The 14,720-nt window shown below is 31.8% G+C and carries 14 protein-coding genes and 1 riboswitch; of the genes, 10 read left to right on the top strand and 4 right to left on the bottom strand.

What is annotated here, in order from left to right; translation table 11 throughout:
• Nucleotides 1-13: 13 nt before the first annotated feature.
• From HXZ69_RS13345 to HXZ69_RS13330, 4 genes are all read right to left on the bottom strand, one after another.
• Nucleotides 14-526 (bottom strand): hypothetical protein, encoded by a 513-nt coding sequence (locus tag HXZ69_RS13345; protein ID WP_180906231.1) that lies wholly within the window; start codon nucleotides 524-526, stop codon nucleotides 14-16.
• A gap of 78 nt (nucleotides 527-604) precedes the next feature.
• Complete coding sequence (locus HXZ69_RS13340) at nucleotides 605-2,044, bottom strand: MBL fold metallo-hydrolase (protein ID WP_286496268.1); 1,440 nt, start codon at nucleotides 2,042-2,044, stop codon at nucleotides 605-607.
• 137 nt (nucleotides 2,045-2,181) lie between these two features.
• Nucleotides 2,182-2,769 carry a methyltransferase domain-containing protein gene (locus HXZ69_RS13335; protein ID WP_286496266.1) on the bottom strand — a complete coding sequence of 196 codons (588 nt, stop codon included), beginning with the start codon at nucleotides 2,767-2,769 and terminating at the stop codon, nucleotides 2,182-2,184.
• An 8-nt stretch (nucleotides 2,770-2,777) separates the two neighbouring features.
• Nucleotides 2,778-3,581 (bottom strand): sulfite exporter TauE/SafE family protein, encoded by an 804-nt coding sequence (locus HXZ69_RS13330; RefSeq protein ID WP_219035008.1) that lies wholly within the window; start codon nucleotides 3,579-3,581, stop codon nucleotides 2,778-2,780.
• Nucleotides 3,582-3,800: 219 nt separating this feature from the next.
• Between HXZ69_RS13330 and HXZ69_RS13325 the strand changes: the two genes are divergently transcribed.
• The 10 genes from HXZ69_RS13325 (at nucleotide 3,801) to HXZ69_RS13280 (ending at nucleotide 14,308) form a co-directional block, all read left to right on the top strand.
• Nucleotides 3,801-5,123: a M16 family metallopeptidase gene (locus HXZ69_RS13325; RefSeq protein ID WP_219035009.1), complete on the top strand. Its 1,323-nt coding sequence runs from the start codon at nucleotides 3,801-3,803 to the stop codon at nucleotides 5,121-5,123.
• Nucleotides 5,124-5,137: 14 nt separating this feature from the next.
• Nucleotides 5,138-7,180, top strand: coding sequence for a M16 family metallopeptidase (locus HXZ69_RS13320; protein WP_286496265.1), 2,043 nt, complete (start codon nucleotides 5,138-5,140; stop codon nucleotides 7,178-7,180).
• Between the two features lie 249 nt (nucleotides 7,181-7,429).
• Nucleotides 7,430-8,263 (top strand): 1,4-dihydroxy-2-naphthoyl-CoA synthase, encoded by an 834-nt coding sequence (locus tag HXZ69_RS13315; RefSeq protein ID WP_114999699.1) that lies wholly within the window; start codon nucleotides 7,430-7,432, stop codon nucleotides 8,261-8,263.
• Between the two features lie 94 nt (nucleotides 8,264-8,357).
• The gene (locus tag HXZ69_RS13310; RefSeq protein ID WP_312067361.1) at nucleotides 8,358-9,104 is read left to right on the top strand and encodes a prolipoprotein diacylglyceryl transferase; all 747 of its coding nucleotides are present in this window, start codon (nucleotides 8,358-8,360) and stop codon (nucleotides 9,102-9,104) included.
• Nucleotides 9,104-9,304: a hypothetical protein gene (locus HXZ69_RS13305; RefSeq protein ID WP_114999701.1), complete on the top strand. Its 201-nt coding sequence runs from the start codon at nucleotides 9,104-9,106 to the stop codon at nucleotides 9,302-9,304. The genes HXZ69_RS13310 and HXZ69_RS13305 overlap by 1 nt, the downstream gene beginning before the upstream one ends.
• A gap of 1 nt (nucleotide 9,305) precedes the next feature.
• On the top strand, nucleotides 9,306-9,539 hold the full coding sequence (locus tag HXZ69_RS13300) for a hypothetical protein (protein WP_114999703.1): 234 nt from the start codon (nucleotides 9,306-9,308) through the stop codon (nucleotides 9,537-9,539).
• A gap of 46 nt (nucleotides 9,540-9,585) precedes the next feature.
• Nucleotides 9,586-10,995: a radical SAM protein gene (locus HXZ69_RS13295; protein ID WP_280037369.1), complete on the top strand. Its 1,410-nt coding sequence runs from the start codon at nucleotides 9,586-9,588 to the stop codon at nucleotides 10,993-10,995.
• 6 nt (nucleotides 10,996-11,001) lie between these two features.
• Complete coding sequence (locus tag HXZ69_RS13290; RefSeq protein WP_115002005.1) at nucleotides 11,002-11,622, top strand: SGNH/GDSL hydrolase family protein; 621 nt, start codon at nucleotides 11,002-11,004, stop codon at nucleotides 11,620-11,622.
• 355 nt (nucleotides 11,623-11,977) lie between these two features.
• A riboswitch (FMN riboswitch) is annotated at nucleotides 11,978-12,106 on the top strand.
• A gap of 131 nt (nucleotides 12,107-12,237) precedes the next feature.
• A complete protein-coding gene (ribB, locus tag HXZ69_RS13285) occupies nucleotides 12,238-12,900 on the top strand; it encodes a 3,4-dihydroxy-2-butanone-4-phosphate synthase (RefSeq protein ID WP_114999705.1) in 663 nt (220 codons plus the stop codon).
• A 154-nt stretch (nucleotides 12,901-13,054) separates the two neighbouring features.
• Nucleotides 13,055-14,308: an MFS transporter gene (locus tag HXZ69_RS13280; RefSeq protein ID WP_286496264.1), complete on the top strand. Its 1,254-nt coding sequence runs from the start codon at nucleotides 13,055-13,057 to the stop codon at nucleotides 14,306-14,308.
• The last annotated feature ends 412 nt before the right edge of the window (nucleotides 14,309-14,720 follow it).

The raw sequence follows: 14,720 nt of genomic DNA, 5'->3' as shown, positions 1-14,720 counted from the left end.
TGGTTTTTGTTGATTATTCTACTTTGAAGCTATTTACAATTTTGACAAAATCGCTTTTCATTATTTCTTGATTTTCGAAACTGCAATATTGTAAAATCTGATAGACAAATTCTTTCGTTTCGATTACAGTTTGCAAGAAATAAATATGTCCAGATTCGGGATCATTTGTTTCAAATTCGGTATAAGCATAATTGAATCCCTGTTCGTAGGCAACATAAGGTTTTTTGATATAATTAAACCCTTTTTGTGTTTTATATGGCTCGATAGAATTTAGCGTATAATCAATCATATCCAAATTAGAATCTGCCAATTTTAATTCATCTTTGTGTTCAAAAATCACAAATCCATACGAATTCGGCTTTGGAGCAAGACTTTCAAATTGAATAGTTGCATAATCATTTAACCCAACTGTACGTTGAAAATCTTTTGGAATAGTTAACGCAAACGATTCAGCTCCATGTATTTTCTGTTGAGCAAAAGCGGTAATACATGTAAAAAGAGAGGCGATGAATAACAATTTTTTCATTGGATGAATTTAGATGACGAATATAAAAAAAGCCTTGATTATCCCAAGGCTATAACGTTATTATTTAAAATAAATTGTTTATTTCGTTGAACAAGAATTATTTCCTGATTGACAAGGCGAAGTTCCTTCTACAATTTTAACACCTTCAACTTCTTTTATTTTACCAAAACCTCCAGCAACGTCAATCAAATTTTCGTAACCACGAGCGCGTAAAATTGAAGAGAAAATCATTGAACGATATCCTCCTGCACAATGTACTAAATAGGTTTCTTCAGGATCGATTAATTTCATAGATTCATTGATGAAATCTAAAGGAGCTGTAATTGCACCTTCTACGTGAGAAGTTTCATATTCACCTGGCTTACGAACGTCCAAAACTTTTAATTCAGTTTCATCAACTAACTCTACAAACTCTTCTGGAGAAACCGAAACAATTTCATCGAAATCTTTTTCAGCCTCAACCCAAGCTTGGAAACCATTGTTCAAAAATCCGATTACATTGTCATATCCGACACGAGCCAAACGTGTTACCGCTTCCTCTTCTTCACCAATTTCTGCAATTAACAAAATTGGTTGTTTGATATCTGTGATTAATGTACCAACCCAAGGTGCAAAATTTCCTCTAATTCCAATATTGATGGAGTTTGGAATAAATCCAGCTGCAAAAGTTTGAGGATCGCGAACATCTAAAATTAACGCATTTGTATCTTCCGCAACTTGCATAAATTCGTCTGGAAATAAAGCTTTATTCGCACGTTCTTTCACTACATCCAAAGATTCAACACCCAATTTGTTCATCATTACATTTTCTGGAAAATAGAATGGAGGAGGCATTAATCCTGAAGTTAATTCAGTAATAAATTCCTCTTTTGTCATAGAAGGATTCAAAGCATAATTCACTTCTTTTTGATGTCCTAGCGAATCAAAAGTTTCTTTACTCATGTTTTTTCCACAAGCAGAACCCGCTCCGTGTGCAGGATATACGATAATATCATTAGCTAAAGGCATAATTTTGTTTCGTAAAGAATCAAATAAATAACCAGCTAATTTTTCTTGCGTTAAGTCTGTATTTAATTTTTGAGCTAAATCTGGACGACCAACATCACCAATAAATAAAGTATCTCCTGTAAAAATTGCATAATCTTTACCGTTTTCATCTTTCAATAAATACGTTGTACTCTCCATGGTATGACCTGGTGTGTGTAAAGCTGTAATAGTTATATTTCCTAAAGAAAAAACTTCGCCATCAGTTGCGATATGTGTATCAAAATTTGGTTCCGCAGTTGGACCATAAATAATTGTAGCACCAGTTTTTTGCGCCAAATCTACATGTCCTGAAACGAAATCTGCATGAAAATGCGTTTCGAAAATGTATTTGATTTTTGCATTGTCTTTTGTCGCTTGATCGATGTAAGATTGTGTTTCTCTCAACGGATCAATAATTGCAACTTCACCATTGCTTTCTATATAATAAGCACCTTGCGCAAGACATCCGGTGTAAATTTGTTCAATTTTCATAAGAATGATTTAGTGTGTAAAAATACAAATATTTAAATTTAGAATTTTCCTCTGATGGATGAATTCTGATACTTTTCTTCTATTTAAACTCAAATAAGATTGATAGTTAACTTAAAATTTATGAATGAAATCATAGGTTATTTGGCAATCTTTTTTAGATTAATAAATAATTCGGTTTTAGCTCTTGGCGGAATAGAATTGTAACAATTTTCCATGACTTTGAAATCAAAATAATCATTGAAATACGTCTGATATTCAGTTTTATCACCTCCAAAAGGAGGCGTTTCATTTCCGAATTCTCTGTTGAATAATACACCAACTAATTTTCCGTTTTCGGTTAGCAGTTCATTCATTTTGATACTATAGCTTTGACGTAATTTTGGATCTAATGCACAGAAAAAAGTTTGTTCTAAAATCAAATCAAATTCACCATCTAACTCAAAAAAATCTTGATGAAGAACTTTGATATTGGGATTATGTTTAAATTTTTCTTTGATTTTTTCGACTACAATTTCCGAAATATCAATCAATGTAATATTCGTAAAACCTTGTTCCAAAAGATATTCTGCTTCGTAAGCATTTCCACAACCTGGAATCAGAATTCTGATATTTTTATCTTCCAATTGATCGATATACTCTTTTAGTGGAGTAGAAGGAGCTTTTAAATCCCAACCAGTTTGATTTGTGATGTATTTATCGTTCCAAAAATTTTCGTTCAGTTCCATACTTTAAATTATTGAATTATAAATTCTTCGATGAACATAAAAATTGCCATTAAAATAATGAAGATTGCAAATGTTCGTTTTAGAAATTGTACTGGTAAAAATTTGTTGATGTAGGTTCCGACAAGAATTCCAACCATAGAAATTCCAATGAAAACACTCAAAAAACTCCAATCAATTTTGATGTGTAAAGCATCACCAATAAAAAATCCGATAAGTGAATTGATGGCAATAATTACCAACGAAGTTGCCGAAGCTCTTTTCATATCTAATTTTGCAACCATCATTAATGCCGGAACAATCAAAAAACCACCGCCAGCACCAACCATTCCTGTTAATCCTCCGATTAAAAATCCTTGAATTAATAAAAGAGGATTTAGCTTATCATTTTTCTGATTAATTTGTTCTTCTTTCTTCCCTTTTAACATAGAAATAGCTGCGAAAACCATCAGAATAGCGAATAAACCAAACATTGCCATTCGACGTGTGACGATAAAATCGCCTATAGAAAATAAATTACTTGGCAGGGCAGGAATTAAAAATGCACGAACCAATGTAATTCCAACAACAGCTGGTAATCCAAATTGAAAAACGACTTTCCAATCAACCATTTTTTGCGAAGCTTGCTTTATTCCTCCAATCAATCCTGTCGATCCAACGATGCATAATGAATAAGCAGTAGCAATTTTTTCGTCGAAATGAAAAATATACGCTAAAATAGGAACGGCTAAAATAGATCCACCACCACCAAGAACTCCCATAATTAGTCCGATGAAGAAGGCACCTACAAAACCAAAAAACTCTATAAAATCCATTTTTTTCTCTCGATTTTTACAAATCTATAGCAAATACAATAACAATTACTATAGGTATATTATGAAATATTGTTGTAAATTAATACAAATGCCTACTAAATCAATAGACGTGTATTATTTTACTTTTTTTAATTATTATGCAAATTTGGTGTAACATTTTCAAAAAAACTGCTACTAATGTTACATAAGCATAATAGATAAAAACTTAAAAAATACTAAATGAAGAAAATTTTTATGTCTATCTTATTTGCAGGATCAGCATTATTTGGTCAGCAAATAAAATTTGATGAGTATACTCTAGCAAACGGATTGCATGTTATCCTTCATCAAGATAATTCTGCTCCAGTTATTACAACAGGTGTTATGTATCACGTAGGTTCGAAAGATGAGCAAGTTGGTAAAACAGGTTTTGCACACTTTTTTGAGCATTTATTATTTGAAGGAACAGAGAATATTAAGAGAGGTGAATGGTTCAAAATTGTTTCTTCTCATGGAGGTTCTAACAATGCGAATACAACAACGGACAGAACATATTATTACGAAACTTTTCCATCAAATAATTTAGAATTAGGATTATGGATGGAATCTGATCGTTTGCGTCAACCAATCATCAATCAAATTGGCGTCGATACACAAAAAGAAGTTGTAAAAGAAGAAAAACGTTCTCGTTTAGACAATCAACCTTATGGTAAATTTTCGTACGGAGAAGCGGTTAATCCTCATGTTTTCAAAAAACATCCTTACCGTTGGAGTGTAATTGGTTCTTTTGAGGATTTGAGTAATGCAAAATTAGACGATTTCAAACACTTTAGTCAAACTTTTTATGTGCCAAATAATGCTGTATTAGTTGTTGCGGGTGATTTTAATAAAGACGAAGCAAAGAAATTAATTGAGAAATATTTTGGTGTAATTCCAAGAGGAAAAGATGTTGTGAAAACTGTTGAGAAGGAAGATCCAATTACATCAGAAATTCGTGCAACAGAATATGATGCAAATATTCAGATTCCTTTATTGGCGATTAATTATCGTACGCCAGATAACAAATCAAAAGATGCTTATGCATTAGAAATGTTATCAAGCTATTTAACAGGTGGAAAATCATCAGTTTTATATAAAAAATATGTTGACGAGAAAAAAGAAGCATTACAAATATTTGCTTTCAATCGTCAAATGGAAGATTACGGAATTTATTCAATCGGAATTTTACCTCAAGGAGAAGTTTCTTTGGATAAATTAGAAGGAGATTTACAACAAGATATAGAAAAAGTTCAAACAAATTTGATTTCTGAAGAAGATTACCAAAAAATCTTAAATGGAATTGAAAATAGTTTTGTGGCTTCAAAATCGGGTGTTCAAAACATTGCACATGCTTTAGCGGATGCTTATATGTTGGGCGGAGATACAAATAAAATCAACGAAGAATTGAAAGTTTATCAATCTGTAACAAGAGAAGATATTCGCAATGTTGCTAAAAAGTATCTAAACAAAAACCAACGTGTAATTATTCATTATTTACCAGAATCTAAAAAAGCTGCAAAATAAAAAACAACCGAATTATGAAAACAAAAATATTATCTCTTGCAATCGCTTTTATGGCAGTTAGCTTAAATGCGCAAGTGGCGATTCCAATGCCAAAACCAGGTCCAGCACCGACGGTTAATTTAGGAAAATCGAACGAATTCAAATTAAAAAATGGTTTAACAGTTATCGTTGTTGAAAATCATAAATTACCACGAGTTTCTGCTACATTAACAATCGATAATCCTCCATATGCATTAGGTGCAAAAAAAGGAGCAGAGTCTTTGTTGGGCGAAATGTTGGGAACAGGAACAAAAACAAAATCGAAAGATGATTTCAATAAACGTATTGAGTTTTTAGGAGCTCGCGTTAATTTTTGGGAAGAAGGAGCTTCTGCAAGTTCTTTAACTAAGTATTTTAACGAGATTTTTGGTTATATGGCTGATGGAGCTATGAATCCAAACTTTACTGAAAGTGAATTTGCTGATGTTAAAAAACGTTACATCGAAGGTTTAAAGTCGAATGAAAAATCTGTAGAAGCAGCAGCATCTCGCGTTTCGAATATATTAGTTTATGGAAAAAATAATCCTTTCTCAGAATTTGATACACCAGCCCAAATTGAGAAAATTACATTGCAAGATGTGAAGGATTACTACAATACCTACTACAAACCAAACAATGCTTATTTGATTGTTGTTGGAGATATTTCGACAAAAGATGTAAAAGCATTGGCGGAGAAAAACTTTGATTCTTGGCAAACAGGAAAATTAAATATTCCAGCATTTCCAAAAGTAGAAGAAGTTACAAAAACGGAATTAAATGCGATTAATATGCCTAACGCAGTGCAATCTGTGGTCTCAGTTTCGTATCCAGTTCAGTTGACAAAGAAAGATCCAGATTATTATGCAGCGTTAATTGCGTCGTCTATTTTGGGAGGCGATTTTAATTCGAAATTGAATATGAATCTTCGTGAAGCGCATGGTTGGACATATGGTGCACGTGGTGGAGTTTCTGATTCTCGTTACATTGGACGTTTCAATACTAATGCAACTGTTCGTAACGAAGTGACGGATTCTGCTATCGTTGAGACGATGAAAGAAATTAAAGGAATGACGTTAAACAAAATTGATCAACAAACGTTGAATGATGTAAAAGCAAAATTCTTAGGAAACTTTATCTTGACTTTAGAAAGTCCTTCTACGGTTGCTAACCAGGCTTTAACGAAAAAGACAAATCAATTATCAGATAGTTTTTATGCAGATTATATCAAAAATATAAATGCTGTAACAATTGATGATGTTTTACGTGTTTCGAAAAAATATTTCCGTCCAGATCAAGCAAAAATCAATGTAACAGGTAAATTAGAGCAAATTGCACCAGCTTTAGAAAAATTAGGTTACTCAGTTAATTACTACGATTCTTTCGGAAATAAAATAGATAAACCAACTTCTGGTGCAAAAACTACAACTGTTTCAGTTGCTCAAATTACAGATAATTTTTTCAAAGCTATTGGTGGTACGGACAAAGTGAAAGCTGTAAAATCGATTGCTCAAAAAGGAAAAATTGACATGATGGGTAGAAATGGAGAATATATATCTAAATCTGCTGCGCCTAATAAAACTTTTGTAAGTTATAATATAGGTGGACTTATTATTAAACAAATTTTTGATGGTGAGAAAGGGTTTGTTTTTCAAGGACAAAAATTTGATTTACCAGCTGAAATGACAGATCCTTTAAAGAAAACAAATTCTTTGTTTGTACCATTGTCAGAAGGTTATAAATCGGCTAAAGTAGAAGGAATCGTTTCTGAAAACGGAGTTGAATATTACAAAGTTGTTGCTGCAGATATTTCTCGTACAGATTATTATGATGTAAAAACTGGCTTGTTAATGAAGTCTGAACAAAAAATGAAATCTCCACAAGGAGAAATGATTGCGACGACGATAAACAAAGGATATAAAACTTTTGAAGGTATTTTAATGCCAACAGAAATTTTAACAGAAGCTGGACCTCAAACAGCTAAAATAGTAATTGAATCAGTAGAAATTAATAAAAACGTTTCTGACGCAGATTTTAAATAACAATTCTTTTAAATATTTTTCAAATTAAAAGGCAATTCGTATTTTTCGGATTGTCTTTTTTTATACCACTATGATGAATAAAACCTCTTAGCGCAAAAAATAAGGTAATTAAAGAAGAGTATCAAGAGATTATAGATCAGCGTATGCTAGAATTGCGTAGAAAAACTTGAGATTAATAACTGAAAATTCTTTTTAAAAATGAATAAATCTTATTTTTGAGAAATTTTTAATCAAAAAACAAAATATATAATGGCAACAATCAATTGGCAAACGGTAAAGGAGTACGAAGATATCACGTTCAAGAAATGTGATGGAGTAATGCGTATAGCATTTAATCGTCCTGAAGTTCGTAATGCATTTCGCCCAAAAACTGTTTTCGAATTATTAGATGCTTTTCAATTAGCAGAAGAAGATCGTGAAGTTGGTGTAATTTTATTGACAGGAGAAGGACCATCTGCAAAAGATGGTGGTTGGGCTTTTTGTTCTGGAGGTGATCAACGCGTTCGTGGTGCAAAAGGTTATGAAGGACAAGATGGTGTTGGACGTTTGAATATTTTAGAAGTTCAGCGTTTAATTCGTTTTTCGACAAAAGTTGTTGTAGCCGTTGTAAATGGTTGGGCAGTAGGAGGAGGACATTCTTTGCACGTGGTTTGTGACATGACATTGGCTTCTAAAGAACATGCGATTTTCAAACAAACTGATGCAGATGTAGCTTCATTTGATGGTGGTTACGGTTCGGCTTATTTGGCAAAACAAGTTGGTCAAAAACGTGCCCGTGAAATCTTTTTCTTAGGATTGAATTACTCTGCACAAGAGGCTTACGATATGGGAATGGTAAATTTAGTTGTTCCGCATGACGAGTTAGAACAAGTTGCTTTTGATTGGGCACAAGAGATTTTAACAAAATCGCCAACAGCAATTAAAATGTTGAAATATGCATTCAATTTGGTAGATGATGGTTTAGTTGGACAACAAATTTTTGCAGGAGAAACCACACGTTTTGCATATGGTACAGAAGAGGCTGTAGAAGGTCGTAATGCATTCTTAGAAAAACGTCCAAGAGATTTTTCAAAATTTAGATAAGAAAATTTTCAAAATATAAACGAAAAGCGATGTTTAACATCGCTTTTTTTATTTCTATAAAATCAATTACTTTTACTCAAAACCTAATTAATTTGTGATAATAGATTTTCCTGTATCCATTGAAATTTTTGGACACTCAGTCTTAGTTCATCCTATTCTCGAATCGGTCGGAATTTTTATTGCGATGCGTTATTATGCATTTCTACGAAAACGAAACAAATCAAGTTTATCGACAACACAATCGTTTAGTATAATTATAGGCGCATTAATTGGAGCGCTTTTGGGCTCTAAAATAATTGGAACATTAGAAAATCCGCAAGCTCTTTTGGATGCAGAAAATCCTTTTCTCTTTTTCTGGACAAGTAACACAATCATAGGTGGTTTAACCTTTGGTTTAATTGGTGTAGAACTCACAAAAAAGATAATTAGATACAAAGAAAGTACAGGCGATTTGATTACTTTTCCTTTGATTTTAGCGATGATAATTGGACGAATTGGTTGCTTTTTAACAGGCGTTTATGAACAAACATATGGAATAGAAACAACATCTATTTTCGGAATGGATTTAGGCGATGGATTGTTACGTCATCCAGTTGCTTTGTACGAAATTGTTTACCTTATTTTGCTTTGGATAGTTTTAAAAATCGTTCAGAAAAAATATATTTATCCTTCTGGATATTTGTTTCAAATCTTTATGCTGGCTTATTTTGTGTTTCGTTTCTGTTTAGATTTTATCAAACCAATACATCCCATTTTTTTAGGATTAAGTTCTATTCAAATTACTTGTGTTGGTGTTATTTTTTATTATATCTTTAAGTTATCACAACTTAAATCTAACTAATGGAATCTTTATTTACAATTGTTTTTATTTTACTTCTTATTGGTTCTGTACTTTCTGTAGCAGGTTTTATTTTGTACTTATTTACAAAGAATAAAAATGAGATAGAAAGTGTAGAAATGTCTCTAAAACTAATGGTTTGGGGAATAGGGATTTTACTTGCTTCGGGTTCAATTTGTGGCTTAATTTTAATTGGAAACTAATATGATATATTCAGTAATATTTGCAGAAGGAGGATTTGGAAACGATTTTATTTATGTTATTATAGCAATTTTAGCAGTAATTGCACTTATTGGAGGCGCTGTTGGAACAGTAATTTCGCTAATCATAAATTCTATTTCTGGAAAAAGTAAATCTTCAAAATACTATTTAATGATTTTTGGAATGTGTGCATTGGTTACACTTATTATTTCAGGAATGGTTTGTGGATCTATGTAAACATCGTACCTTTCATTAAAACTTAAATCTACTTAAAACTTATATTATGCCGGTTAGAAATTACACGTATTACGATTATACAATTTCACTTTGTCCAGAATGTTTAAAACGTGTTGGTGCAAAAATTATTATCGAGGACGAGAATGTTTTTATGACAAAACGTTGTCCAGATCATGGTTTCTTCAAAACAAAAATAGCAACGGATGTCGATTATTATAAAAACATAAGAAATTACAATAAAGCATCAGAAATGCCTTTGCATTTTGAGACAGATGTAGAATATGGTTGTCCGTACGATTGTGGTTTGTGTGTCGATCACGAGCAACATTCGTGTTTATCAATTGTTGAGGTGACGGATCGATGCAATTTAACGTGCCCTACTTGTTACGCCATGTCATCGCCACATTACGGTTCTCATCGTAGTTTAGAGCAAATAGAAGCGATGTTTGATACCATTGTTAAAAATGAAGGCGAACCCGATGTGGTTCAAATTAGTGGCGGAGAGCCAACAATTCATCCACAATTTTTTGAGATTATGGAAATTGCAAAATCAAAACCAATTAAACATTTGATGTTGAATACAAACGGAATTAGAATTGCGAATGATCCAGGTTTTGCAGAAAAATTAGCAACTTATGCACCAGAATTTGAAGTTTATTTACAATTTGATTCATTTAAAAAAGAAGTTTTAGAAGATTTTCGAGGAAAAGATTTGACAGATGTTCGAATGAAAGCTTTAGAAAAATTGAATGAATTAAATCTTTCTACAACTTTGGTTGTTGTTCTTCAAAAAGATAAAAATACGGATGAAATTGGAAAAATCATCGATTTTGCTTTAAAACAAAAATGTGTACGTGGAGTTACTTTTCAACCTGTAGAAATTGCAGGCCGAAACAGAGAAGACTCTATTCATGAAAAAATTACCTTAACGGAAGTTCGTCAAGAGATTCTGAATCAATATCCTCTTTTCAATGGAGATGATATTATTCCGGTTTCGTGTAATCCTGATGCTTTGGCAATGGGATATATGTTAAAATTAAATGACGAGGTAATTCCGTTAACACGCTATATAAATCCTGCCGATTTATTGAATAACGAATCAAAAAATACAATTGTTTACGAACAAGATGAAGAATTGAAAGTACAGTTGTTGGATATTTTTAGCACAGGAATTTCTGTGGATAAAGTACAACCAAAAATGAATCAGTTGCTTTGTTGTTTACCAGAAGTTTGCGCGCCCGAATTGGATTTAGATTACGATAATTTGTTCCGAATAATCATTTTGAATTTTATGGATGCACATGATTTTGATGTTCGTGCTGTTAAAAAGTCTTGCGTACATATCGTCAACAAAGATTTGAAATTAATTCCATTCGAAACAATGAATTTATTTTATCGTGACGAAAAAGCTGCTTATTTAGAAGAATTGAGAAAAGAGGATAAAGTGTTGTTTTAGATGATGATGACAAATTGCTTATTTTTTGGAGATAGTATTACCTACGGCGAATATGACGGGGTTTTGGGAGGTTATGTAGAAATTTTGAAACGTTATTGCCATGCTGAGTTTTATAATAACAATGCAAACGAAGTCAATTGTTTTAATCTCGGAATAGGAGGAGAGACAACAGAAGGTTTAATGAAACGATTTGAAGTTGAGACAAAAGCGCGCTTTTCTCCTGACGAAAATCTAATTTTCTTTTTTTATGGCGCAAATGATTTAGCTGAAAGAAATGATTTAGAATTGGTTTCTCTTGTTAATTTTGAATCAAATCTTTTTGAAGTAATTTCTCAAGCAAAAGAATTTACAGTTAACATTTATGTGATAAGTATTTTACCAATCTCTAAAACGGTTGATGGAATAAAAGTTCCTAAACGTAAATTTCGTACGACTCAAAAAATTGAATTATACAATCAAAAGCTAAAAGAATTAGCACTTCAAAATCAAATAGAATTTATTGATATTTTCTCACGTTTTAATTCAACTAAAGAAGAATTTCTTTCAAAAGATGGTATTCATCCAAATGAAAAAGGATATCAATTTATCGCAAATCAAATCAAACCGATTGTAGAGAAATATTTGTAAAATCTATTTTTGTTGAATTTGACTTCTGTAATATGGAATGATATAATCTTTAAAAAATAAAAAAGTCATTGATCCAGCTATACATGTAAATGGTGCGTTTTGGCTTGTTCCAGTTGGTGAGATCTAAGAAATTAATAATCCAACTAAATATCCGCATAAAGCGTAATAACCAATTTTCAGAATTATTCTTAATGCTTTGTTTTTCATTTTATTAGTGTTTTAATGAAGATATGGTTTTTATTGATAGTAAACAAAATAATCTTTATTCATTATAAATAACTCATTTTGGTTTTGTAACTTTGTTCGCGAAAGTTTATGGTAATTTTTCAAATAAAAAATTAGTATTAACAAACGAAATTTTCTTCGGGGCAAGGCGAAATTCCTTACCGGCGGTTATAGTCCGCGACTCCTTTAACAACTGTTATTGGACTGATTTGGTGAAACTCCAAAACCGACAGTATAGTCTGGATGAGAGAAGAAAATTGAACACAACTGAAAGTCATGAGTGATAAGTGTTAAGTTCTGAGTGAAAAACTCATGACGCACAACTTTGAGCTTATTACTTAACAATGTGTTTCGCCCTGAAGTGATGTTTCATGATAAAACAAAAATCAAATGAAAACAATCACACAATTTGGCTCAACAGCCAATGAAAGAATTGCAAATGCAATAAAAGATCTACAAAACGGAAAAGGAATTTTATTAATTGATGATGAAAATCGTGAAAACGAGGGTGATATCATTTTTCCTGCTTCCACAATTACTGCGCCTGATATGGCTTTATTGATTCGTGAATGTAGCGGTATTGTTTGTCTGTGTCTTACACAAGAAAAAGCAGATGAATTGGAGCTAAATCCTATGGTCGAAAACAATAACTCACGTTTTCATACTGCATTTACAGTAACTATTGAAGCAAAAGAAGGTGTAACAACTGGTGTTTCTGCAGCCGATCGTATACAAACGATAAAAACAGCAATTAATCCAATTGCAAAACCGACTGACCTTAATCGACCTGGACATGTTTTTCCTTTAATTGCTCGTCCAAAAGGCGTTATGGAACGTCGAGGACATACAGAAGGAAGTATTGATATTGTGAAATTAGCAGGTTTAGGAAATGAAGCAGTTTTGTGCGAATTGACAAATGTTGATGGTACAATGGCGAAAGTTCCGCAAATTATAGATTTTGCCGAAAAACATGAAATGACTGTTTTGACAATTGAGGATATTTACGAATATCGTCTTCAATTAGAGGAGAAAAAACAATTAGAATTCGCTTAAATTAAACAATAAAATACATCATAAACTTTCAAAAATCTTCGGGTAGAAATACACGAAGATTTTTTTTGATTTTATACAAAATTTATTATCCAAAATCAAGGTAATTTTGAATAAAATCAATGTACATTTAAAAACTTAAAATTCAAATTACAAAATGACATCAGAGGAGAAAGTTCCATCCGTTTGGAAAAATAAAGAATTTATTCCATTCATATTTTTAAGGTTTTCCTTAATCTTTGCTTTATTCATTCAGAGTACGTCTGTTGCGTACGAAATTTTTAAAGTCACTCAGAAAGAAATTTTTCTTGGATTAATTGGTTTAGCCGAGTTTTTACCAATTCTTTTAACTGCTTTTTATGCGGGACAATTGGTCGATAAATTGGATAAACGGATGATCTTGGTACGAAGTATTGGTTGTTTTATGACCGCTTCTTTTGTCTTGATGATTGTTAACTTTCCGTCAGTTCGCCAAGCAATCGGAATTCCTGTTTATTTGGGAATCTGTTATTTTGCATTTTTCATTTTAGGATTGACAAGATCCTTTAGCGGACCAGCTTTATTTGCACTTTTAGCCTTAGTTGTCCGTAAAGAAAACTACACAAAAGCAATTCCAGTTTCTTCGTCTGCATTTATGATTGGATCAGTTTTAGGACCTTTGGCAGGAGGAGTTATTTTAGCAAAATTTGGTATTGAAGCCGCTTTGATAACCGCTTTTACAATTATGTGTATTTCGATGGTGATGATATTATTAATTTCTAAAAAACCAGCAGAAATATCAGAATCAGAATCGACAGAATCGCCAATGATACGTATCAAAGAAGGTTTGAGATTTATTTGGGGAACGCCAATTATATTAGCTGTTTTGAGTTTGGATATGTTTGCGGTTTTCTTTGGTGGAGCAGAATCGTTGTTACCAGCTTTCGTTGAAAAAGTATTGAATCAAGGTTCTGAAGCTTTTGGATTATTACGTTCAGCACATGGAATTGGATCGATTATAATGATGTTTTTCTTGTCGATGATTCCAAGTTTATTAAAAGGAAATGTTGGACCAAAATTATTGGGAGCAGTCGCAATGTTTGGTATTTGCATTATATCTTTCGGATTTAGTCAAAATCTGTATTTATGTTTTGTGATTTTGATGTTTGGAGGTGCTTTTGATGCAATTTCGATGGTAATTCGTCAAAGTATTTTACAAATTAAAACGCCCGAAAATTTGAAAGGTCGTGTTTCATCTGTCAATTCAATATTTGTGAGTTCTTCTAACGAATTAGGAGCTTTAGAAAGTGGAATTGCTGCAACATTTTTAGGGTTAGTTCCAGGAATTATTTTTGGTGGAACAATGACAATTTTAACCGTAATTTTAATTGCATTTTTCATCAAACCTATTCGAAAAGTAACCTTAGAATAAAATATTAAGATAAAAAGAAGTAAAGGTTTTAAAATAAAGTAAAGCGAATCAATTGATTCGCTTTTTTGTTATCTTTAAGAAAATAATTATCAATGAAATCTATTGTTTACTTTTTACTTTTAGGATTTGGTTTGTTGAGTTGTAATAAGGATGAAATTAAAATAAAGGTTGATAAAGTCGAAAATAATATGATACACTTTACAATCAAGAATAACTTCGAAAAAGAATCAATTCGCTTTTTAAAACCTAAACATAATTATTTATGTTATGAAGGAAGTAGTCCTATTAATAATATCTATAAAGATTTTTACATCTTAGATTTTATAAACAGATACTGTAATCTTCCCCTTGTTAAGAACACTTAAAAGTAGAGTTTTTATTTAATATTATTGTATTATTATTTTGATTAATT

Origin of the sequence: Empedobacter sp. R132-2 (genome assembly GCF_030324375.1) — a bacterium.
Lineage (GTDB): Bacteria > Bacteroidota > Bacteroidia > Flavobacteriales > Weeksellaceae > Empedobacter > Empedobacter falsenii_B.
The sequence above is the reverse complement of the archived record's forward strand: the minus strand, read 5'-3'. Positions and strand labels throughout refer to the sequence as shown.